General features: G+C 50.7%; 22 protein-coding genes. 16 read left to right on the top strand and 6 right to left on the bottom strand.

The window, feature by feature from the left end; all coding sequences use genetic code 11:
* The first annotated feature begins 69 nt into the window (after nucleotides 1–69).
* The gene (locus ACSR9A_RS22215; RefSeq protein WP_473759506.1) at nucleotides 70–1,356 is read left to right on the top strand and encodes an MFS transporter; all 1,287 of its coding nucleotides are present in this window, start codon (nucleotides 70–72) and stop codon (nucleotides 1,354–1,356) included.
* Between the two features lie 21 nt (nucleotides 1,357–1,377).
* Nucleotides 1,378–2,553: an MFS transporter gene (locus tag ACSR9A_RS22210; RefSeq protein ID WP_473759505.1), complete on the top strand. Its 1,176-nt coding sequence runs from the start codon at nucleotides 1,378–1,380 to the stop codon at nucleotides 2,551–2,553.
* 158 nt (nucleotides 2,554–2,711) lie between these two features.
* Here ACSR9A_RS22210 and ACSR9A_RS22205 read toward each other — a convergent pair whose 3' ends face one another.
* A complete protein-coding gene (locus ACSR9A_RS22205) occupies nucleotides 2,712–3,209 on the bottom strand; it encodes a DinB family protein (RefSeq protein WP_473759503.1) in 498 nt (165 codons plus the stop codon).
* A gap of 196 nt (nucleotides 3,210–3,405) precedes the next feature.
* Here ACSR9A_RS22205 and ACSR9A_RS22200 point away from each other — a divergent pair, with 196 nt between their 5' ends.
* Nucleotides 3,406–3,681, top strand: coding sequence for a hypothetical protein (locus ACSR9A_RS22200; protein ID WP_473759501.1), 276 nt, complete (start codon nucleotides 3,406–3,408; stop codon nucleotides 3,679–3,681).
* A gap of 134 nt (nucleotides 3,682–3,815) precedes the next feature.
* Here the strand turns inward: ACSR9A_RS22200 and ACSR9A_RS22195 are convergent, their stop codons facing one another.
* Genes ACSR9A_RS22195 through ACSR9A_RS22185 form a run of 3 tightly spaced genes read right to left on the bottom strand, consistent with a single transcriptional unit; the run spans nucleotide 3,816 to nucleotide 6,363 of the window.
* Nucleotides 3,816–4,478, bottom strand: a complete 663-nt coding sequence (locus ACSR9A_RS22195) for a DUF1054 domain-containing protein (RefSeq protein WP_473759500.1) — start codon at nucleotides 4,476–4,478, stop codon at nucleotides 3,816–3,818.
* Nucleotides 4,479–4,482: 4 nt separating this feature from the next.
* On the bottom strand, nucleotides 4,483–5,178 hold the full coding sequence (locus tag ACSR9A_RS22190) for a response regulator transcription factor (protein ID WP_473759499.1): 696 nt from the start codon (nucleotides 5,176–5,178) through the stop codon (nucleotides 4,483–4,485).
* Between the two features lie 15 nt (nucleotides 5,179–5,193).
* Complete coding sequence (locus ACSR9A_RS22185) at nucleotides 5,194–6,363, bottom strand: sensor histidine kinase (RefSeq protein ID WP_473759498.1); 1,170 nt, start codon at nucleotides 6,361–6,363, stop codon at nucleotides 5,194–5,196.
* A gap of 227 nt (nucleotides 6,364–6,590) precedes the next feature.
* Between ACSR9A_RS22185 and ACSR9A_RS22180 the strand changes: the two genes are divergently transcribed.
* The 7 genes from ACSR9A_RS22180 (at nucleotide 6,591) to gndA (ending at nucleotide 14,838) form a co-directional block, all read left to right on the top strand.
* Complete coding sequence (locus ACSR9A_RS22180; RefSeq protein WP_473759497.1) at nucleotides 6,591–7,535, top strand: ABC transporter ATP-binding protein; 945 nt, start codon at nucleotides 6,591–6,593, stop codon at nucleotides 7,533–7,535.
* Between the two features lie 13 nt (nucleotides 7,536–7,548).
* Nucleotides 7,549–8,709 (top strand): ABC transporter permease, encoded by a 1,161-nt coding sequence (locus tag ACSR9A_RS22175; RefSeq protein ID WP_473759496.1) that lies wholly within the window; start codon nucleotides 7,549–7,551, stop codon nucleotides 8,707–8,709.
* Nucleotides 8,702–9,853 carry an ABC transporter permease gene (locus ACSR9A_RS22170; RefSeq protein ID WP_473759495.1) on the top strand — a complete coding sequence of 384 codons (1,152 nt, stop codon included), beginning with the start codon at nucleotides 8,702–8,704 and terminating at the stop codon, nucleotides 9,851–9,853. Before ACSR9A_RS22175 ends, ACSR9A_RS22170 begins: the two co-directional genes overlap by 8 nt.
* A 223-nt stretch (nucleotides 9,854–10,076) precedes the next feature.
* Entirely contained in the window at nucleotides 10,077–10,634 is a 558-nt protein-coding gene (locus ACSR9A_RS22165; RefSeq protein ID WP_473759494.1) for an RNA polymerase sigma factor, read from the top strand.
* Entirely contained in the window at nucleotides 10,588–12,297 is a 1,710-nt protein-coding gene (locus tag ACSR9A_RS22160; RefSeq protein ID WP_473759492.1) for a DUF4179 domain-containing protein, read from the top strand. Before ACSR9A_RS22165 ends, ACSR9A_RS22160 begins: the two co-directional genes overlap by 47 nt.
* A 240-nt stretch (nucleotides 12,298–12,537) precedes the next feature.
* On the top strand, nucleotides 12,538–13,134 hold the full coding sequence (locus ACSR9A_RS22155; RefSeq protein WP_473759491.1) for a hypothetical protein: 597 nt from the start codon (nucleotides 12,538–12,540) through the stop codon (nucleotides 13,132–13,134).
* Between the two features lie 291 nt (nucleotides 13,135–13,425).
* Entirely contained in the window at nucleotides 13,426–14,838 is a 1,413-nt protein-coding gene (gene gndA, locus ACSR9A_RS22150; RefSeq protein WP_056038723.1) for an NADP-dependent phosphogluconate dehydrogenase, read from the top strand.
* 27 nt (nucleotides 14,839–14,865) lie between these two features.
* Here gndA and ACSR9A_RS22145 read toward each other — a convergent pair whose 3' ends face one another.
* Nucleotides 14,866–15,189, bottom strand: coding sequence for a hypothetical protein (locus ACSR9A_RS22145; RefSeq protein WP_473759490.1), 324 nt, complete (start codon nucleotides 15,187–15,189; stop codon nucleotides 14,866–14,868).
* A gap of 138 nt (nucleotides 15,190–15,327) precedes the next feature.
* Between ACSR9A_RS22145 and ACSR9A_RS22140 the strand changes: the two genes are divergently transcribed.
* From ACSR9A_RS22140 to ptsP, 6 genes are all read left to right on the top strand, one after another.
* Nucleotides 15,328–15,855 carry a shikimate kinase gene (locus tag ACSR9A_RS22140; RefSeq protein ID WP_473759489.1) on the top strand — a complete coding sequence of 176 codons (528 nt, stop codon included), beginning with the start codon at nucleotides 15,328–15,330 and terminating at the stop codon, nucleotides 15,853–15,855.
* The gene (aroA, locus tag ACSR9A_RS22135) at nucleotides 15,856–17,151 is read left to right on the top strand and encodes a 3-phosphoshikimate 1-carboxyvinyltransferase (protein WP_473759488.1); all 1,296 of its coding nucleotides are present in this window, start codon (nucleotides 15,856–15,858) and stop codon (nucleotides 17,149–17,151) included.
* 49 nt (nucleotides 17,152–17,200) lie between these two features.
* Nucleotides 17,201–17,641, top strand: a complete 441-nt coding sequence (locus tag ACSR9A_RS22130; RefSeq protein ID WP_473759487.1) for a CoA-binding protein — start codon at nucleotides 17,201–17,203, stop codon at nucleotides 17,639–17,641.
* A gap of 106 nt (nucleotides 17,642–17,747) precedes the next feature.
* Nucleotides 17,748–18,365, top strand: coding sequence for a hypothetical protein (locus ACSR9A_RS22125; RefSeq protein ID WP_473759486.1), 618 nt, complete (start codon nucleotides 17,748–17,750; stop codon nucleotides 18,363–18,365).
* A gap of 163 nt (nucleotides 18,366–18,528) precedes the next feature.
* Nucleotides 18,529–20,415, top strand: coding sequence for a glucose PTS transporter subunit IIA (locus tag ACSR9A_RS22120; RefSeq protein WP_473759485.1), 1,887 nt, complete (start codon nucleotides 18,529–18,531; stop codon nucleotides 20,413–20,415).
* A complete protein-coding gene (ptsP, locus tag ACSR9A_RS22115; protein WP_473759484.1) occupies nucleotides 20,412–22,163 on the top strand; it encodes a phosphoenolpyruvate--protein phosphotransferase in 1,752 nt (583 codons plus the stop codon). The genes ACSR9A_RS22120 and ptsP overlap by 4 nt, the downstream gene beginning before the upstream one ends.
* 92 nt (nucleotides 22,164–22,255) lie before the next feature.
* On the opposite strand, the gene ACSR9A_RS22110 is transcribed toward ptsP, so the two are convergent.
* Nucleotides 22,256–22,792, bottom strand: a complete 537-nt coding sequence (locus ACSR9A_RS22110) for a type 1 glutamine amidotransferase domain-containing protein (protein WP_473759483.1) — start codon at nucleotides 22,790–22,792, stop codon at nucleotides 22,256–22,258.
* Nucleotides 22,793–22,804: the final 12 nt, after the last annotated feature.

The raw sequence follows: 22,804 nt of genomic DNA, 5'->3' as shown, positions 1-22,804 counted from the left end.
AACAAGTCGGAATGCAAGAAGCTTTTTTTTAAACGCTTGCTTGCGGCAGAAACGGAGGCTCGATAATAAATGAAAGAACGTACAGGCAAAAAGCCATCCGGCGTCGTTATTTGGCGCTCCCCTTTTATTATTCAACTGCTGATCATTATGTTTATTATTGAATTTGTAAAGGGAGCGCTGCTCATTTCCATTCTGCCTGTGTACATGGGAACGGTGCTTGGCTTATCAGCCTACGCGATTGGCTGGGCACTGGCGCTGCAATATATTGGCGATAATTTGTTTCGCAGCCCGATTGGCTGGCTCATTGACCGTTTGGGCTACCGCTCTGTGATGCTTGCGGGTATTGTGCTGACCTTTACGGCCGTATTACTGGTCGCTTTTGCCCATCATACAAGCTGGATAGTTGCCGCTTGTCTGCTGCTTGGCATTGGGACGTCCCCACTATGGCCGTGCGTCATTACAGGGGCGACAGAGGAGGCTGGCGAGGAAGCGAATGGCCGGGCGATGAGTGTTGTCTATGTTGCTTGGCTGGTCGGTGTGGGTGCGGGGCCAATTGCGATTAATTTTCTGCTATCCAGCTCGTATACGGCAGCTTTCCGCCTCATCATTGGCGGTATGATCGTCGTTGTGCTGACGACGATGTTTCTGCCCGGACGCGGGCGCATGAAGCAGCGTTCAGGTGCAGCGGAAGAGTCTGGGTCACAGACGGCTTCGCATGCAGCAGGAAAAGGCGATGCTGCCAGAGAGCCGTTCAAAGTTCGCGCCAGCCGTTATTTTGCCAAAGTAGGCAAGTCGCTTCATGCCAGCAAGCTGCTTTATCCGGCTATGTTTGTGCAGAACTTCTCGCTTGGCCTGCTGACACCGATCTTAACGCTGTTCGCACGTTCGGTGCTCCATCTGACGCCCGCCCAGTACAGCTGGTTTCTCATCGCTGGCGGCGCCATTACGGTGCTGGGACTCATTCCGGTAGGGAAGCTTGTGGACCGGGTCGGGACAAAATGGTTTTTGCATGTCGGGTTTCTCCTCGCCGCCATCTCGCTGCCGCTGCTTGGCATGACCCGTTCGCTGCCGCTTGTACTTGTTATTGTGGCGATTGTAGGCATTGGCTATGCCTGCATCATTCCGGCCTGGAATGCTTTAATTGCCCAAGCGATTCCGAAGGCGGAGCGTGGTGCGGTATGGGGCTTCTTCCTGACGATTGAAGGCTCAGGCATGGTGCTGGGCACGATTTTATCCGGCAAGCTGTGGGATACCTTCGGCCATCAGGCGCCATTTCTAGTAAGCGGAGCAATGCTGCTTGTCCTATTTGTTCTCCATTTGTTCATTACCAGAAAACAGCCAGTTATGATAACATAACGTGTGGAGGGGATGAGCTTAATGGACAGACGCTTGTTAATTGTAATGGCTACCTTAATGACAACATTTATTGGCTTCGGGATTATTATCCCGGTCATGCCCGAAATTATTAAAGCAGCAGACCCGCTTGGCGCGGAGGCGCATACGGGCTTAATGCTCGCGGTATATTCGGCTGTATCGTTTGTGCTTTCTCCGGTATGGGGAAGCTTGTCTGACCGAATCGGCAGACGGCCTATCATTCTCATTGGCGTACTTGGCTTCGCTCTAAGCTTTGTCTTATTCGGCTTGTCGTCGGGCAATTTGACGCTGATGTATTTATCCCGAGTGCTGGGAGGCTTGTTTTCCGGTGCGGTAACCTCGGTTATTGTTGCTTACGTAGCGGATATTACAACGCCTGAGGAACGCACCAAGGGCATGGGACTGGTCGGCATGTCAATCGGCCTTGGCTTTACGATTGGACCTGGCTTTGGCGGACTGTTAAGCCTTGTGTCGCTGGAAACGCCGTTTTATGCAGCTTCTGCGCTTGCGCTGATTACATTCGTGCTCGCATGGGCCAAGCTCAAGGAGTCGCTTGCACCGGAGCAGCGCCGCAGTGGGTCAAGCCGCCGCGAGTCGCGCTGGAAAGCTTTTACCGGGCCGCTAAAATATTTGTACATACTGGCTTTTTTCGTCACGTTTACGCTGGCAGGATTGGAAGCGACGTTGCAGTTTTTCGGCATGAGGCGCTTTGATGTAACGCCGCTGCAGGTGGGGATTTTATTTTTCGTCTGCGGCTTTGTTGGAGCGTTAATTCAAGGCGGTGTCGTGCGCAGACGAATCAAGGCGGGAGAAGAGGGCAAATACATTGCCATTGGCCTAGTCATATCCAGCATCGGCTTTTTCATGCTGCTCGCTGCGCATTCGCTTTGGTGGGCGACACTTTCCTTGGCCGTATTCGGCATCGGCAATGCGCTCATTCGCCCTTGTGTAACGTCATTAATTACTCAGAAGACGACGGTTGGACAGGGCGTTGCCTCAGGGCTCAGCTCGTCGATGGACAGCTTGGGACGTATTGCGGGGCCGCTGGCAGGTACATTCCTGTTCACGCTTGATTTAAGGCTTCCATATGTATCAGGGGGCATTCTATGTTTGGCAGCGCTGCTGCTGCTCGTACAATTCCGGCAAATGGATAAAAAGAAGTCGGTAGCGCAAGCCTGATTTCTACAATACCGACATCCAGATCAAACATAATAACTCTATTTGGGGCTGCCTTCGGGCAGCTCTATTTTCATTTCTTAGGGGACTTTTTGGCTAAACGCAAATGAGAAGTGACCGATGTCCCGCGACTGTTCGGTGCGTCTACATTCAGTCTACATTCATTTGCCTTCTTCGTCGGCTGATGAACCGTAGAGAGCAGGCACCGGAATATCGAGCAGCCGGTAATATACCCCAAGCTGGGCCCGATGGTGGACCATATGGCTGAGTCCGAAGGTGCGAAGCGCGAGCGCCCGCGGTTGGCGCAGAATGATATGGTCGCCGCTGCGCAAGGTCCATTCCTCCCCGAGTGTTTTCTCATCGCAATCGGCTAACAGCTTTTCTAGCTTGACGACGTTCGTATCGAATTCCTCCAGTACGTCCTCGCGTCTTTCCAAAGCTTCCCGCCGAAACGGCGTGGTCGCTAGATCGAATTCCGGAGAATGGAAAATAGCCAATTGCCAGTTCAGCAGGTTGACCAGGTGCGTGACGAGCCCTCCCAATGTCATCGATTTTTCATGTGGTTTCCACATCAAATGCTCCTCGGGCAAGCGCTCCAGTATTCGGCGCGTATTAGTCAGCTCATGCATGACGTCTCCGATGATCAGTTTTTTCACCATAAATTAACTCTCCTCCCTTATATAGTGATAATACTATAATCACGATGGAGTGGAAAGGCTTGTTTCAGTCGCTTTGGGCATCAGCAAGGAATGCCTCGAGTTGTGTTTTATATGAAGAACAAAAGGGACAGCTATTTAATTTTTCGCAAAAATATATGGTAATATGAGGATATGAATGCAAAGAGAGGTGAAGTAGATGAAAAAAACGATTTTTCGCGCATTGCTGACAGGAGTTGCCTTTGTCATTGTTTTTTATGGTGTGCAAATAATCGGTGGCGTGTATATAACCGAACATTATGTCCCCGATATAACAGAACAATATGCATCTGTTGACTACTTGCAAAGTACCGTAACTATTAGCTGGGAGGACAACACTCCTATTTGGGCGTGGCTGCAGGTATTGCTCGTCATGCTGCTTGGAGTTGCTGTCTACTACTTGGCAAGGCTGCTGAAAAGCAAGCTATCGAAATAATCAGCGATAAACGAACTCATACTAATCAGGCCATCATCCCCCATGTCCGAAATATCTGCTAATAGGAAAAAAGCCGCTGCACCTTGCAAAATACAAGGGCAGCGGCTTTTTGCGTATGCGATATTTTATGTGTCTTATTCCTGCACGAGCGAGCGGCGATACAGCGGTAGCAGCGATTCATAGGTTGAGGAGGCAAGCTTCACAAGCGCTTCGCCATCGCGCAAAATCGGGTCGTCGGCCGCAATATGCTGGCCGATGAGCAGCTCTGACTTCTTCACGTCGCGGAAGCGGACGAGGGCATGCTTCCATTGCTCGCCTGTCATTTCGCTGACGGGTACGGATTCCTTTTTCGTATGATCCAGCGAAATGACATAGGAGGAAGGAACCTGCGCGATGACCTCATCCAGCTCGTTTAAGTAAGCGGAGGCGATGCGGGATTTATTCGGCGTCTCGTAAATGAGGGCGAACCATATAAACAGATGATCGTCAAAAAGGCCCAGTTGAAAATGCGGATGTGCCTTATACCCGCGCTTATTATTGCAAATCGCGAGCCACGTATCCTTAGGCGGATTTACGGAGCGGCGGGCATGCTTTGCTACGTGCAAAAACATTTCGTCGCCTGCCTGCACGGAAAGCTCGATGCGCAAGCGCTCGCCAATGGCGTGGAACTTAGGCTGGATTTTTTCCTGGATTCCCGCCATCCGCTCCGCTAGTCCCTGAAGCTGAAACACATCGAAATCCTCTTGTGTAAATCCTTTAAGCTCGGTCGTGCTATTCGCTATCGTATTTATGCTCATACGTTTATCTCTCCTTGCTTGGAATGAATGATAATTTCAAATAAAAAATCGCCATTTGCGTACGATCCCGCAGCCCCAGCTTGTGAAGCATATCGGAAATATAGTTTTTGATCGTGCCTTCGCTCAAAAAAAGCGAGGAGGCAATTTCCTTGTTCGATTGTCCATCGGCAACGAGGCGAATAATTTGCTGCTCGGCCTGCGTCAAGCTGTAACGTGCCGCTAGCTCACTGCTGGTCCGCTCTTCCGGAGAAAGCTCGGTCAGCGCAGCATCTTCTGCGTCTGGCATCGTAATCATGCCCGCCAGCTTGCGGGCGATATCGGGATGAATGAGCAGCGAGCCTTCAAAAACGGTTTTAATGCCATTAATAATACGGCTTGGCGGTACATTCTTCAGCAAATAGCCGCCGGCGCCGCAGCGGATTGCCTGCACAATATAGTCGTCATCATCGAAGGTGGTCAGGATGAGGACGGCAGGGGGCTGCTCCAATGCCCGAATGAGCCGCGTGCCTTCGACGCCATCACAGCCGGGCATGCGAATATCCATCAGTACGACATCGACCTTCGTCCTTTGCACAAAATCAGCTGCGGCCTTGCCGTCGGCACATACTCCCGCCACGATGAGCTCCGGGTCGAGCTGCAAAATAACCTGCATGCTTTCCCGAATAAACGGATCGTCATCTACAATTAATACGGTAATCATAGCAGCGGCCTCCTCCTAGCCTTTCACAAATGCATGTTTCTCGTCAGCACCGCTAGCGCCGCCTAGCAGCGGGAGCTCGGTCGTCACGCTGAAGCTATCCTCCGCTTGCCAAGACAGCTTTCCACCGATTAATGATATACGCTCTCGCATGCCGCGCATGCCAAGCCCTGCTGTAATGGTCCCTTCGGGCACAGCGCCATTGTTGGCGATCGTTAAGGCTACGGTGTGCGGTCGAAATAGCAGTGTAACCTTTACCCTTGTGGCGCCTCCGTGGCGAACCGCATTTGTAATGGCTTCCTGCGCGTTTTTGAACAAAATAAATTCCATGCTCGGGTAGAGAGGGAGTGGATTTCCCTGCACCTCAAAGGCGACTGCGATGCCGAGCGCTTCGCCGGAATCTTTAACGAGGCGGTCCAGCGCATATTGCCTGGAGTCTCCTTCGCTGGGCACCGCGAGCCTGCGCACGGTTTGGCGCATCCGCTCCATGCTGTCCTGCAACTGGTCGCGAATTTGCCCGACCATCGTCTGTGCGCGGGCAGGGTCCGCCTGAAATAGATGCAGCGCGGCCTCGGACATCATTTTCACCCGGATTAAGCGATGTCCGAGATCATCATGTATGTCTCGCGCAATGCGATTGCGTTCTTCAGTCTGCGCGTATTGCTCGATTTGCGAGGCATAGCTCTGCATGCGGCGCCTTGCGGCTTCCAGCTCCTCATGGCTTTGCGCAAGCGCTGCATACAGCGTCTCCACTTGGCTTCGCTTGCCCTCTACCTGCTGGGTAGCCTGCAGCACCGCCCCAATCGTCAGCCACAACAGCAGCATTGCAGCCATCATGCTCGGCGCTAGACCGTACATGGCGATCCAGAGGCATGCCCCTCCAGCCATGATCCATATTGCGGCCATACCAGCTGATGGCTTCGTGCTTAAGGCTGCTATTAAAGTAGAGAAGAGGAGCAGGAACAAGACGCCGCCATAATGATAGGCGAACCATCCGAAGCCAAGCAGCTCCAAAAACAAAATCAGCACCGCGTATTTAGGAAACAGCGTATCTAGTTTAATGACAGACAATGCTATCAAGACGCCGATCGTATAAAAGGCATAGCTTGCGGCTGAAATCGAGAATACGCTGATGACTGCGGGTACAGCAATCAATAGGCCTCGAAACCAGTGAAACGGTACATTCATGTCGGATTAGCTCCCGCAGCGCAATAGGCTTTTATCGTCCTAAGGCGTTTTTTCATTTTGATTCCTATCGTTTCATTATAGCATAATCGCCCAAAAACCGGCTGTATACAGCAGGCGCTAATGATATGACTTTCGTCACCTTCATTTTGTGACTTTGTAGAGCTGTATGCTTGCAAGCGGCGTTTTATAATGGACACAAGATGATGAATAGGGAGGATGAGGGCTATATGAGCCTAGTAACATTTAAAGATGTCGTTAAAAAATATGACAGCACCATTACCGTCAACCATTTGACTTTTGATATTGGCGAAGGCGAAATATTCGGACTGCTTGGGCCCAATGGGGCGGGGAAAAGCACATCGATCCATATGCTTTCGGGGCTGCTGCCTCTGAGCGGCGGCGAAATTACGGTAGGGGGATATTCCATTCGCAAGCAGCCGCTGGAGGTCAAGCGCCTCATTGGCCTAGTGCCGCAGGAGCTGGCGATTTACGACATGCTTACCGCTTGGGAAAATGTATCCTTTTTCGCAAAGCTGTATGGACTCAGAGGCAAGCTGCTGAAGCAGCGGGTGGAGGAGTCGCTGCAATTTGTTGGGCTGCTGGAGCGGGCAAAAGACAAGCCGTCAACGTTTTCGGGCGGCATGAAACGGAGACTTAACATTGCTTGCGCGATTACCCATCGCCCAAAGCTGATTATTATGGATGAGCCGACGGTTGGCATCGATCCGCAGTCGCGCAATCATATTTTGGAGTCGGTGCGCGAGCTTAACCGTCTGGGGTCAGCCATTATATACACAAGCCATTATATGGAGGAGGTAGACGCCATTTGCTCGCGAATTGGCATTGTCGATAAAGGCAAGCTCATCGCCTGCGGCAGCAAGGAGCAGCTGAGGCAGCAGGTCGGGCAGGAGGAGCGGATTATTTTCGAAGTCAATCAGGCCCATCAGGCTGCGGCGAAGGAGATGGGCGAGCATCCGGCAGTTAAGCAGATAGAAGAACAGGATGGCCAGCGGAGGCTTGAGGTCACCGTGAAGGACTCGCCTTCCGTGCTTCAGGATTTGCTGTTTATATTGCAAAAGCATGGCATTTCGCTGCGCCAGCTGACTCGCGTCGAGCCGAATTTGGAGTCGTTGTTCCTCCAGCTGACCGGCCGCTCGCTGCGCGATGAATAGGAGGTGCGAAAGCATGCGGACATGGTGGATTGCGTTAACCTATGAATGGATAAAGATGAGCCGAATGCACACGCTGCTTGTGGTGCTCGCGGGGCTTCCACTGCTGCTCATCTATTTGCTAGGCAGTGCTTTTGACAGTGAAATAAAGCCAGCGAAGGTGGCGGTATACAATGCCGATCAAGGGACGTTGCGAGAAGGTGTAGATGCTTTTTGGCAAGGGGCTGACATCCTTCCATACGCCCGTCCCATAGCGCTCTCCTCGGAGGCTCAGGTGCGGGAGGCGGTGCAGGATGGAACGGCCGATTACGGCGTTATTATTCCTGCGGATTATTCCGACAAGCTTGCAGCGGGAGAAAGCGTTAGCTGGCACACTCTCGAAGGCCATGACGGGAGTAAAAACATTGCGGCCCATTCTATCGTTCGTGCGTACCTGTCTCAGGTGAACATGCAGGCGGCGGCCTTCAAGGTGCTTGGGCCCGAAAGCTTATCCGCGCTGGACAACCGCCAGACGGATGCTGCCGCACTCGTTAAAGTACAGACGCTGGGCGGGGGAGCGGATCAATCCTTCGGTTCTGTATCGGCTATTCAGTATTATTCTGTCGCTTATTTGATCATGTTTTTGCAGTATGGCGGCATGACGGGAGCCATTTCGCTGCTGCGGCAAAAAAGAGAAGGAACCTTGCAGCGCTTGTATGGCATCCCTGCTTCGCTCAGTGCGGTTGTAGCCGGCATTATTAGTGGAGCGGCACTGCTCGGCGTGATGCAGACGATTATTATGATTGTTTTTACCAAGTATGTTTACGGCGTTGATTGGGGAGGGGCGTACGGGGGAATCGCGCTCGTCTCACTGCTGACCATTATCGCTGGCTCTGGACTAGCACTGACGATAGCTTCTTTTGCCAAAACCGTTAAAACGATGCAGACGCTGTTTAACACGCTTATTTTCAGCATGACTTTTTTAAGCGGAGGTATGGTTGCGATGGTTCAGAATAAGCTGGGTCTCATCAGCAAGCTGAATATTAATTATTGGGCCAATGCGGCGCTGCGTGGGCTGATGGATGGATCAAGCAGTGTCCTCGTTTGGCAAAATATCGGTATTTTGGCGGCTATAGCCGCAGTACTAGCCATTGCAGCGATTATTCGCTTGCCTAAGGTGGTGAAGCAGCATGCGTAGCTTGCCAATTGCGATGCAGCTCATTCGCAGAACGATGGGCACGCGCCGGGGCTTTTTTCTAAATGTACTGCTTCCTGCAATCGCCTTGTCGGTTATCGCTGGTTTGTTCAGCAGCCTGCAAGCGGATAAAGAAATTATTGCTGTCAGCAATGCAGATCGAGGAGCTTTCGGCGCTTATATGCTGGACCTTGTCAATAAGGACTCGCTTTATGAGGTGAAAATGGAGACAGATTCGACGGGCAAGCTGGTTAGGGAAGCTGTTGCAGCTGGTGACGCAGATGCGGCGATTTTTATTCCCGCCGATTTCACGGAGCGCTTGCTTGCCGGCGAGCAGCCACAGCCGGTGCTATATCGGTGGACGGAGCAGCTGTGGAACGCCTCTCTATTATCCTCGCTTGAGGCTCAGGCGAGCAGCATGGCAGCTTCCGTCGAATTGCTGCAAGCGGCCTCTGGCGGGGCTACTCTGGATGCCGAGAAGCTTAGCGAGCTGCTGGAGCAGCAGGCGAGGCCTGCGGTCAGCGTAGAGCATACTCCGATGAAGCTAGGGGTCGTTGCTGCCAATCCGATTATGATTGGCGTGATCTTGCTTTTTCTCATGCTGCTGGTCAGCCAGTCTGTCGGCTTCATTATGGAGGATCGGGAAATGCGGACGATGCAGCGCATGTATACGGCGCCGCTTCGCTCCCTTGATATTGCGCTTGGCAACTATTTAGGCAGCATATTGGTTGGCAGCATTCAGCTTGTGCTGGTGCTCTCGCTTACTTATTTTGTGTTTGGTTATTCGCCGGGCGTTTCCTTCGGGGCTATGCTTTTCGTATTGGAATGCTTTATGCTGGCGGCGATAGGCGTTATGACGGCAGTTGGGGGACTCGTGAGAAATGCCCATCAGCTGAGTCAAATCAATTTGCTCATTGTCACGCCTACCTCGATGATCAGCGGCTGTTTTTTTCCGCTATCGATGCTGCCGGAGTTTTTGCAGAAGCTGGCCAATTTTATGCCGCAAAAATGGGCGCTGCAGGCCATTGACCGACTGAGCATAGGTGGTGGGATCATAGATATTGCGCAGCCGATTCTGATTTTATTGCTGTTCGCCGTTGTCCTGCTTATTTTCGGTGGGGCTGTGCTTCGGCCAAGTCATCAATAATGAAGATTCAGCTTCCATATTGAATCGTTTACAATAGTGCATGTACTTGCTCACTGGCGCAGCTTGCTGGTGGGGAGGGCTTGCACTATTTTTGCGTGGAATTATATAGAGCGTGCCTTACATATTGAGCTGTAGAAAAATAAGGAGCGAAAAATGAACCTTTTGACTCCGTTAATTGTTTATAGGGTGTACATGGCGAGAGCGAGAGGAGGGAAAGCGGGTTATGACGGAAAGAGAGCTGTTTGAGCAATATAACAAGGACGTCTATAAAACGTGCTACTATATGCTCCGAAATGCAGCGGATGCAGAAGATATATGCCAGGAAGTATTCGTGACGGCATTCCGCAAGGAATGGCGGCAGGTTGAGCAGCTTAAAGCGTGGCTGCTGCGTTTGACAGTTAATTCCTGTCTAAATGCAATCCGCCGCTCCAAAAACGGGAGGCTGAAAGAAAGCTTAAGCGGCTGGCTGTCGCGCAGACACCCGGAAACGGTGGAGCAGGTGGTCGAGAAGCGGGAAGCGCATCAAGAATACAGCAGGCTCGTGGAGCAGCTGCCGTTGAAAATTCGCACGGTAATAGCGCTGCGCTATATGCAGGAGCAGACACTGCCAGAAATAGCGGACATTCTAGGTATTCCAGTAGGTACGGTGAAGTCGCGGCTGCACAAAGGGTTAAAGCTGATGAAGCAGTCGCTGGAGGCCAAAGACGGTATTTATGAACAAGGAGGCATGCATTATGAAACCATCAGAGAACGAAATGATTCAGCGCTTGAAAAAAGCTGAACCGCCAGCCTATCCTGATTTTGAGGCGATGTGGCAGCGGATTGGGCATACAGGCGTTGAAGCCGCTGCCAGAAGCAAGGAAGAAGTCGGAACAGCAGGTTTTCAAGTTAGCGGAGCAAGCTCGCAGCAGGGCAGCGGTGCGGAAGCATCGGTGCGCCTGTTAAAGAAGCCGCGCAGCCTGAAGCGTGGTCTAGTGATTGCGGCGGCAATTGCTTTAGTTGCGGCGACTCCTGTTTTTGCCTATCAACTAGATTGGGTTCATCTGTTGAATGGCAGAAGCGGTATTCAATCGGCTCTTGCTCAAGGCATGGGACAAAAAATGGAGAAGTCGGCCGTACAGGACGGCGCGACCTTTACAATTCATACGGCGGTTGTTGATGACAACCGTACAGTATTGCTTTACAGTCTCGCTCCAGCGGGCGGAGAGGACGGTTATTTATCCTTTTCAGATATGCGATTGACGGATTCAAAGGGAAAAGCGATTGAAGGCAGCTATTCGATGAGAGGCTGGGATGAGGCCAGCCATTCATACCGTGGTTATTTCGAGACGGAATGGACGCCAGAGCAGCTGGTGGATCAGGTGGATTTTTCGGCATCGGGGGCAAGCTTTATTTCGAACGCCGCCATCCCAATAGAGCTAGACCTAACTAGCGATGGCATACAACGCTTTAATTTGGATCAGGATGGGATGGGCAAGCTGGAGGTCCAGCTTTTCAAGCAAAATGGGGATGAGGTTTTGCTTTCCTCCGCGCTCAGCTTTACAGATGAAACAGTAAAGGGTTATGCGTTCCCAGAGTTAACAATCAAGAGTGGGGACAGTCTCGTTAAAACAAGCCGCAGCGGTACATTTGGGAAGCCGGGGCCTAATGGTGAATATACGATGCTGCAATATTTTAAGCTAAGTGATTTAACGAGCAGCGATTTAACCTATAGCCTCAGCTATGCCCGTGAAGAAGGACAAATTGACGGAGGTTGGAGCATACCGCTTGAGCTAGACAAGCAGCAGATGCTTTCTGGCACGATTAAACGTGACGTTCAGGTGCCGATTGATTTGCAGCAGAATAGCTTTAAAATCGATCAGATTGTCATAACGCCAACCCAAATCAGGCTTACAACAAGCCATGAGCAAAAATATATGCAGTACCCTTTCCAAAACTATAAGCTCGATGTAGGAGGAACATTGTTAGAGGGTTACCTTTGGGGTGGCAGTGAACCTTATAACAATGCTATACGGTTTGAGCGTCCGCAGGGACTTGTCATTTCGGAGCAGACCCCGATTACGCTCATTCAAAGCTATGAGGTAACAACGCATACAGACAAAGATGCAGTCATTCATTTGAGCGATATAAAGGAAGAGAAGCAGTACATGACGACGGAAGTAGGCGGCTATCCAGTTAAATGGACCTATTACCGTAAGGGTTCAGATGTGTTCATCCAAAACGAAAGCGACGACAAAACGTTCGGCGGTGTCAACCAGACTTTCCGTGGAAAAGGGAGAGACAGCGTGCCTAGCGAAATACTAACCGCTAATTTCTCCGGCGACGGCATTAACAGCTCGACAGAGGTTTACCGGAACTACGAGGGAGACAGTCTTGATTTGTCCATCTATTACTACACGACGGATGCACCGGATAAGGAGCTGCGCACGCCGCTGCTGCCATAAAAACGATAAGATGCTCCAAAATGATTCGTTCGAGCGCATCCAGCGCTTGCTGCAAGCCGCCCAATTTGGGCGGCTTGTATTATTTTTTTGCCCAAAATCAGCTTTTGCTTTAAAATTAGTCAATAAACCAAGTTGCCAGAACATAAGATGGAGTATAAGATAGAAACAAGAACAAATTGTCAGAACATTTAGTCAAATTTATGAAAGGTGTTACGACACTGTTTTGAAGGAGGGATTGCCGTGAATAAGAGCCACGAAGTCGAGTATTGCAATTTGGAGCTGCGATTTGAACGGCGGCAAATCCAAAATCTCATCCGCGATCTCATTCAGGAAGGGTACTCCTTGTATTGGAGCGAAACGGAGGTCCAGTTTCTCATCTCGATTCGAACAGGCCGCAAGCTGGTGAAGCTTAAGTTTCAGCGGATGAAGGATAGCTACAAGATGGTGGGAGACTATGTAATCCGGGACGAGAGGTTGTCGGAGCTGCTGGAAAAACTCATTAATGATTCTAGAGGTCATGCGGTGGTCAAGCGAATGAAGGATCGTCAAATCGTCATTGAGAGCATTATGTTCGGTGAGATTATACGACTTGTGGAGGTGTCCGGTATGGAACATCGGATTATTTATCAGAAGAAGCCGCTTGTCACCATGGAAGAAATGATCAAAGCTTTTCAATCCAAACGAGCAGAGGAGCGCGCTCCGGTGCTGCGCTATGAGCTTGATTACGAGCTATCCGTTCTGCATGAAGCACTGGGAGCTGAGGATGAGGCTGCTGTCCTTTCGTCAAAAGCAAAGCTTGGCGAGCTGCGGCTGGAAATGCTGCAACTCGAATTGTAAACGCCGTCTATTTCAGAACAAAGGTTGCACAAAATAGATAAAGCGGGAGCAGCCATTGCGGTTATTCCCGTTTTTTTTGTTTTTTCTTAAAATATATTCAGAATGGCAACGCCGTTTGCTAGTGGAAGGTCGCATTCTGGCGCAATATAAGGTAAACTTTCTAAAGCGGTCAATAAAACTGATGGTGTTTTGGTTATATTTTTAAACCCTACTAGTTTTCTTCTCTGCACAAAAGGAGTAAAATAGAGCTATTGTTGACCCAAATACAATAACAAAGGATGGAAGAACCAGATGTCTAAACAGCAAATCGGTGTAATTGGCTTGGCAGTCATGGGCAAAAATTTGGCCCTTAATATTGAAAGCAGAGGCTTTACGGTGTCGGTATTTAACCGCTCCCGCGAGAAAACGGACGACCTGATCCAGGAAGCAGCAGGCAAAAACCTCGTTGCTGCTTATACAGTGGAAGAGTTCGTACAATCGCTTGAAGTGCCGCGCAAAATCCTGATCATGGTACAAGCAGGCGCTGGTACTGATGCTACAATTGACTCCCTGTTGCCGCATCTGGATAAAGGCGACATCATTATCGACGGCGGCAACGCTTATTTCCCTGACACACAGCGCCGTTCCAAAGCGCTTGAAGATAAAGGCATCCGCTTCATCGGCACGGGCGTATCCGGCGGCGAAGAGGGCGCACTGAAAGGCCCTTCCATCATGCCAGGCGGACAAGAGTCAGCTTACAAGCTGGTTGAGCCAATCCTTACAGCTATTTCGGCAAAAGTCGGCGACGACGCTTGCTGCACATACATCGGACCAGACGGCGCAGGCCATTATGTAAAAATGGTGCACAACGGCATCGAGTACGGCGACATGCAGCTGATTTGTGAAGCTTATGACCTGCTCAAAAACGTGCTTGACGTTAGCGTTGAAGAGCTGCACAGCATTTTCAGCGAGTGGAACAAAGGCGAGCTGGACAGCTACCTAATCGAAATTACAACCGACATCTTCTCGAAATACGATGAAGAAACAGGCAAGCCGATGGTAGATGTGATTTTGGACTCCGCTGGTCAAAAAGGTACTGGCAAATGGACAAGCCAAAGCTCGCTCGATTTGGGCGTTCCTCTTTCCATCATTACGGAATCCGTATTTACCCGCTTCCTGTCCGCAATGAAGGAAGAGCGCGTAGCAGCAAGCAAAGTGCTGAGCGGTCCTGCAAAACAACCATTCCAAGGCGACAGAGCGGCATTCATCGAATCCGTACGCAAAGCCTTGTTTGCAAGTAAAATTTGCTCTTATGCGCAAGGCTTTGCTCAAATGCGTGCTGCTTCCGATGAATATAACTGGAACCTGCAATACGGCGAAATCGCGAAAATCTTCCGCGGCGGCTGCATTATCCGTGCCCGCTTCCTGCAAAACATTACAGATGCTTACAACCGCGATGCGGATCTGCGCAACCTGCTGCTTGATCCTTACTTCAAGGAAATCGTTGAATCGTACCAAGGCGCATGGCGTGAAGTGGTTTCCGTGGCTGTATCGAACGGTACGCCAGTTCCGGCATTCGCAAGTGCGCTTGCTTACTTTGACAGCTACCGTACAGAGCGTCTTCCAGCGAACCTGCTTCAAGCACAACGCGACTACTTCGGCGCTCATACGTTCAAGCGTCTAGACAAAGAAGGCACATTCCACTATAACTGGATTCAATCTTAATCGGGATCTTAAGAGGAGCGAGCGGCATTATTCGTGCGGCTCGCTCCTTTTTGCTGCAATTAAACCGTGGGACGCTTCCTTCAGCCAGCTCCGCAAACGATCGGCTTCCTGGTCGGAAGCGCGTCCACGATGAATGAGGCTCATGGCCGCTTCAGCAAAGCAATGAAAATTACGCAACAATCGTGGCTGCGACAAACCTGTTAAACCAGGATCATCGTCAGCCACCTTTTTTTTAATATATTCGAGCATCCAGATGACATCTTCGCGGGAAAGCGGATGATTGGGGTTTAAAATACGGCTAATACGCAATTCCGCCTTCTGTGCGGCTGAGTGTTCACGATCATGGGTCATGACGGCAGCCCTCCTATCGTTCTAATTATTATCAACGATACGGCAAAACGAACTTTTTTATACCCGATTCGCTGCAAAAAATGATATGATGGTTGAAGAAATTAATAGGATACACTAATTTGATGGGGGCACTAGACAATGAATCAGGAGGCAGGCCGCCACGGCAAAATTGTGCTGGTAGGCTTTATGGGAACAGGGAAATCGACCGTCAGCCGCCTGCTGGCCGAGCAGCTTGGTTATGCAAGATTCGATACCGATGAGGAAATCGAACGCTCGCAGGGCAAGCGGGTCGCAGAGCTGTTTGCGGATATCGGAGAAGCAGGCTTTCGTGATTTGGAGAGCGGCATGATTCAAGAGCTGCTAAGCCGCAAGGAGCCAGCTATTATTGCGACAGGTGGGGGCGCTGTTTTGCGTGAAGCCAATCGTGAGGCGATGCTGAGCGGGAGTCTCGTTGTCGCGCTCAAGGCTAGCGCCGAGCAGATTATTGCGAGGGTGCAGTCCGATTCGTCAAGGCCGCTGCTGCAAGGCGACGTTGCCGCGAATGTGAACCGGATTATGGAGCAGCGCAGGCACGCTTACGATTTTGCGCATCTTGTGCTGGATACGACATCGCTCAATGTGCATGCCGTATGCGCAACTATATTACAAACAAGGGAGACAAAATAAATGACAGATGTTTTAGTTACGCCAACACCTAAGCTAAGCGGGGAAATTCAAGCGCTTTCCTCGAAAAATTATACGACCCGCTATTTGCTTGTTGCGGCTCTTGCTGAAGGCACGAGCACGATTTATTATCCCGCTCACAGTGAGGACAGCGATGCGATGCGCCGCTGTATTCGCGATTTGGGTGCTGTTGTAGAAGAGGACGAAGAGAAAATCGTTATTACCGGCTTTGGCCGCAATCCAAAGGATGTAAAGGAGCTGGACGTAGGCAATGCGGGAGCTGTTCTGCGTTTCTTGATGGCTATCGCATCGCTTTGCCCGGATGTGACGTTTGTAAACCGTTATCCGGATTCGCTAGGCAAACGCCCCCACAGCGATTTAATTGATGCGCTTGGGCAAATTGGCGTGCAAGTGTCCCATAATGAAGGCAAGCTGCCGATCACGATTAAGGGCGGACAAGCCAAGGGCGGCAAAATTCAAGTGTCCGGCGCTGTAAGCTCGCAATTTTTGAGCGCCTTGCTGTTCCTGACTCCGCTGCTTGCAGAGGACAGTGAAATTGAAGTGCTGAATGATTTGAAATCCAAGGTTGTTGTTGGACAAACGCTGGAGGTGCTGGAGCAAGCGGGCATCGTCATTCATGCGAGCGAGGATTTGATGAGCTATCGCATTCCAGGCGGCCAAAGCTACGAAGCGAAGACCTATATCGTACAGGGAGATTATCCAGGTTCGGCGGCGATTCTCGCGGCTGCGGCAGTGACGCAATCGGATGTTATCGTGCACCGTCTCGCTGAGAAAAGCAAGCAGGGCGAGCGTGCGATCGTGGATGTGCTTCGCATGATGGAAGTGCCGCTTACTCATGACAATGATATTGTTCATGTCAAGGGCAATGGCAAGCTGAAAGCCATTGAGTTCGATGGCGACCAAGCGACGGATGCGGTGCTGGCGATGGTAGCAGCAGCAGTATTTGCAGAAGGCACCTCGCGTTTCTATGATGTTGAAAATTTGCGATATAAGGAATGCGACCGCATTACCGACTACTTGAACGAGCTTCGCAAAGCGGGAGCGAATGTAGAAGAGCGTCAAAGTGAAATTATCGTCCACGGACGTCCAGAAGGCGTTGAAGGCGGCGTCGAGATTAATGCGCATTATGACCACCGCGTCATTATGGCACTCTCGATTGTCGGACTGCGCTCGAAGCAGCCGATTCGAATTCGTGACGCGCACCATGTTGCGAAGTCTTACCCGATTTATTTTGACCATCTGAAGGCGCTTGGTGCGAACGTAGAGTGGGTAGAATAAACTTGAGGTAGAAGAAATAAATAGGTGGAATAAGGGAGGAGCGGTTCATATGGCATTTGAAAATCCATCACGCGAGGAAATTAAGGGGCTGCTTGAGCAAAGCGCTACTGTAGCAGTGGTCGGCTTGTCTGACAAGCCTGACCGCGTCTCCTACATGGTATCGCAGGCGATGCAGGCGAAAGGCTATCGCATCATTCCAGTTAATCCAGCTGTGAAATCGGCAGAAATTTTGGGTGAAACCCGCTATGAGACGTTAAGTGATATTCCGTTTAAAGTGGACATCGTCAATGTGTTCAGACGCAGCGAGCAGACCCCGCAAGTAGCGGAGGAAGCCGTTGCCGTTGGTGCGAAAATTTTATGGCTCCAGCTTGGCATAGCTAATGATGAAGCGGCGAGCATTGCTGAAGCTGGTGGATTGCAAGTGATTATGGACCGCTGCATTAAGGTCGAGGATTCGATTTTGCTCCCACAAGGAAAATCCAAAACCTGACTGTAATAAAAAACCGATCGACTTAGCACAATAAGAAAGGCTTCAAGGGGCGATGCAGCATGTCGTTCATGAAGACTTTCTTTTTAAATGTCGAGGAGGACAACACGTGAATCAAATGTCGCAACAGCCAGGATATTTCCAAGGGCAGCAAGGTCAACTGGGTCAACAAGGTCAGTTTTCGAACAATTATCAGCCATCGGGCTTCGTACAGTCGCATTATCAAGGCCAACTGAGCGAGCCAACCTTTAACCAGAACCCAAGCAGCATTGTGCAATCTCCTATCGGCGGTAATCAGGCGACGAACCAGCACAGCTACAGCTCTGCTTCATATTTGCCAAGCCATCAACAAAATACGGGCATGACGCAGCATCAATATCAGCCGAACAGCGGTTACCAATCGTTTACGGCGCAGCCACATGTTTCAAGCTATACTTCGCACTTAGGCTCAACTAATTATGCAACGAACCCGGTAATCTCGCACTTAGGCTACCAAGCGAGCCCTCAGCAGCATTATGTACAGTCCCACACGGGGTATGCGGGTCAAAACCAAAACTTCTCAAGCGGCGGATATGCAGGGATGTCCAATAACCAATATCAAACGCATGGCGGCATGCCAGTACAATCGGCGACAGGTCAAAATCCGGTGTACCACGCAACGAACGCTTATGCACAGTCCGGTCCGGTCATTGCGCAATTGGGGTGGCAGGCTGGCCAAAATCGCTAAGCCATTTACGCAGAGCTTAATATAAGCTCGCCGCTGTAACGTTATAATAAGGAAGAATCATCAACAGGAGCGGGCCGAAAGGCCCGCTCTTCACTTTGACAAAACGTGCGGAAAGCCTTACCATCGAGAAAAAGACATTTTAATCAGCAAAGGGGGTACGAAAGTGAATATATTAGGAAGCCTGCAGCAGCTCGGAAGAGCATTTATGCTGCCAATGATTGTGCTTCCAGCAGCAGCCATATTTTCGAGCCTCAGTCAATTGCCATGGGATTATATTGGACTGCCGCAGCTAACGCTTTATTTGCAGGCTGCAAGTCATGCCATTTTTACTTACCTTCCTTATTTGTTTGCGGTAGGCATTGCGCTTGGCATGACAGGAAATGCGCTTGCAGCTGCATTATCGGCACTCGGCGGGATGTTCATTTATGTAGGCATCACGCAGACAGCTGTGCCGGAAATTGAGCCGACGGTGTTTATCGGAACGTTGATGGGCATTATCTCAGGCTTTAGTTATGAACGATTTAAAAATTTGCGTCTGCCTGAATACATACAGTTTTTTGGAGGGCCGCGGTTTGTTCCGCTGTTCGTCAGCTTTATATCGGTCTTATTTTCCATATTTATGATTGGACTCACGCCATATATTGAACGGATGCTTGAAGAGCTTGGCAACATTGTAGCTTCAGGAGGCGGGTTCGGTGTTTTTCTTTATGGCTTTGTCCATCGGATTTTGGTCGTGTTTGGCCTGCATCATCTCGTCAGCCATGTTTTCTGGTTCCAGATTGGCGGTTATACGCTGGCGGATGGGACAACCGTGTATGGCGACTTGCCGCGGTTTTTCTCTGGAGATCCGACAGCAGGCGTGTTTATGGCGGGGATGTATCCGACGATGATGTTTGCACTGCCCGCTATCGCGCTTGCCATTATTCATGAGGCAAGGGAGGATCTTAAGCCTAAAATTCGCAAAACGTTCATGTACGCGGCGCTAGCTTCCTTTTTGACCGGTGTGACCGAGCCTGTGGAATTTGCCTTTCTGTTCGTTGCGCCATATTTGTTCGTCGTTCATGCACTGCTCTCAGGCGTCATTATGTGGGTGACGTATGAGCTGGGCATTCGCCACGGCTTTTCATTCTCGGGCGGAGCGATTGATTTTATCGTCAACGAGCATTTGGCTACGCGGGGCTGGCTGCTCATACCCATTGGTATCGTGGTCGGGCTCATTTATTATTTTCTGTTCCGCTGGGCGATCGACCGTTTTCAAATACCGACTCCAGGGCGCGAGGAAGGCTCGCATCTCGATGAGTGGGCTGGCGATATTCCGCAGCGTGCGCCGCTTATTTTACAGGCGATTGGCGGCAAGGACAATATTGTGAAAATGGAATCATGCATAACCCGGCTGCGATTGAAAGTAGCTAATGAGAAGCAGCTTGATATCGCGGCACTGCGCAATTTGGGAGCAGCCGGGGTCATTCGGCTTGGCGGCGGCAATGTGCAGGTTGTCTTCGGCACATATTCGGAGCTGATTCGCGGTGAAATTTTGAATACGATTCAGCGGGATCAAGAGCAGGTGCTATTCAGCTCGCCGATGCAAGGAAAGATGATCGCGCTCAGCGAAGTGCCCGATCCGATTTTTTCCGGCAAGCTGGTTGGCGACGGTGTTGCTTTCATACCGGATAAAGGAGAGCTTGTCTCGCCCGTCAAAGGGGAAGTTATTCATATTTACCCGACGATGCATGCGATTGGCATTCGAACGCCGGAAGGGCTTGAGGTGCTGCTTCATATCGGCATTGACACGTCCCTGCTTGGCGGCAAAGGTTATTTCAAATCCGCTGTCAAAGAAGGGGACAAGGTGCTTCCAGGCGACTTGCTCATCCGCTTCAATTTGCAGCAGGTTCGCAAGGAAAGCAAATCGCTGGCGACTCCGATGGTCATTACCAATTCGGATCTCGTGCGTTCATGGCGATTTGCACCGTATAAAACCGTTAAAAAAGGACAATCTTCCGTAATGTCGGTAGTGCTTAAAGAGATACAAGTTGGAGGGGAAAGGCCATGATACAAGGTATTGGAGCGTCAGCAGGCATAGCGATCGGAAAATCTTTCGTATTGCCCAGCTGGGAGTGGGAGCTGCCGGAGCAGCGCATCGATGTTGCTGATTTTGCCCGTGAGTTCGAGCGAGTATATGAAGGCATCCGAACGTCAAAATTCGAAATCGAGCAAATGAAGGATGAGCTGCGGGAAGTGGTTGGTCCTTCGGAAACCCATATTTTTGACGCGCATCTTGCGATTTTGGACGACCCGGTGTTTATGAATGAAATTCAAGGCATTATTAGCCGGCAATACAAGGCAGCAGAGGTAGCAGTCAAGGAAGCGATCGATCACTTTGTGACGATGTTTGATTTGCTGGATGATGAATATATGAAGGAGCGTGCGCTGGATATAAAGGATGTCGGCAATCGGCTGCTCAAGCATTTGCTTGGCGTGCCGGAAATTAAGCTTCCGTCCAACACAAAGCCGTTTATTCTCGTCGCCAAGGAGCTTTCTCCTTCGCAGCTTGCCCATATAAATCCGCAAAATGTACTTGGCATTGTTACGCTGGCAGGCAGCACGACTTCCCATTCCGCTATTATGGCGAGGGCGCTCGGCGTTCCGCTCGTCGTTGGAGTGGAAGCGAAGCTGGAGGAACCGATTCAGACGGGCCAGATGATCGTGCTCGATGGCGGTGACGGTGTCATGTATGTACAGCCGGCTCAGGAGATTGTCGCGCTATATTCAGCGAAACAGCGGCAGCAGCAGGAAGCGAAAACCCGTCTGCGCGATATCGTCGATCATAAGCCGATAACGCCGGATGGCAAGCGGTTGGAGCTTGCGGCCAATATCAGCTCCTTCAAAGAGCTGGAGATTGCTTTATCGAGCGGGGCGCATGGCGTCGGCTTGTTCCGCACCGAGTTTTTATATATGGACCGCAATCGCTTCCCACTGGAGGAGGAGCAGTTTGACGTATACCGCAGCGTAGCGGAGAAGCTGGAAGGCAAAACGGTCATTATTAGGACGCTTGATATAGGCGGTGACAAGCAGCTCGATTATTTTAATATTGCTGAGGAAGACAATCCGTTTCTAGGCTATCGTGCCATCCGCATCTCACTGGATCGCAAGGATTTGTTTAAAGTACAGCTTAGGGCGATATTGCGGGCCAGCCATTATGGACAGGTTAAGCTGATGTATCCGCTCATTTCCTCGGTTGAGGAAGTTCGTGCAGCAAATGCAGTATTAGCTGAGGCGAAGCAGGAGCTCGAGCAGGAGGGCCAGCCATATAACCGGGATTTGCAGGTTGGTGTCATGATCGAGGTTCCGGCTGCGGTAATTATTGCTGATTTGCTGGCAGGCGAGGTCGATTTTTTCAGCATTGGCACGAATGATTTGGTGCAGTTCACCCTTGCTGTAGACCGAATGAATGAGGAGATTTCGCATTTGTACGAGCCATTCCATCCCGCAGTGCTGCGGATGCTTAAGCTCACGATTGATGCGGCGCGCCGAAGCGGCATTAAGGTGGGGGTATGCGGAGAGCTGGCTGGCGATGTCAAGGCGCTACCTATTTGGCTGAGCCTTGATGTCGATGAGCTTAGTATTTCATCGCATTCGCTGCTGCAGGTGAAAGAGCGGCTGCTCCGCACAAGGCAGGAAGACAGCCGCTTGCTGCTTCCGAAGCTGCTGGAATGCCGCACGAGTGCGGACATTCATGAGCTGCTTGGAAAGTTTATGGATGAAAATGATGCCAGAAGGCAAAGCGCCTCTATTTCTTAAAATATAAGAATTTATAAGTATTACATTTATAAATAGACTTATATTTCACCCTTGAAACGGTTGCTTTGCCGCCAAAGGACGGCTTCAGCCGTTTACGCTTGGCCTTTGTATTGCTCTAATGCGTCAACGAAAGCTTTGGCGTATGGCGGAAGATCCGGCGGACGTCTAGCAGAGATGAGGTTTCCGTCTACAACAACCGCCTCGTCAAACCATTCGGCACCGGCATTTTCCATATCGTCACGAATGCCAGGCGTGGAAGTGACCTTGCGGCCTTGCAATATTTTAGCGGAAATGAGCACCCAGCCCGCATGGCAAATTTGGCCAATCGGCTTTCCGGCTGCGTCAAGCTCCTGCACAAGCTCAAGCACTTTAGGGTAGCGGCGGAGCTTGTCCGGCGCCCAGCCTCCAGGAACGAGCAGACCAATAATGTCGCTGCTGTTCACTTCATCAAAGCTGAGGTCGGCAACGGCGGGCACGCCATATTTTCCAATATGCTTCTTGCCCTTCTCAGGACCAGCATATAGAACGGTAGCTCCCGCCTCGCGGACGCGATATACCGGATACCATAGCTCCAAATCTTCAAATTCATCATCCAGCAGGCAAATAACGGTTTTATTGTGTAAGGTCACAGCTTTTCCCTC

It is taken from the genome of Paenibacillus sp. R-74696, assembly GCF_055814915.1.
This window is presented reverse-complemented; position numbering and strand designations above follow the sequence as displayed.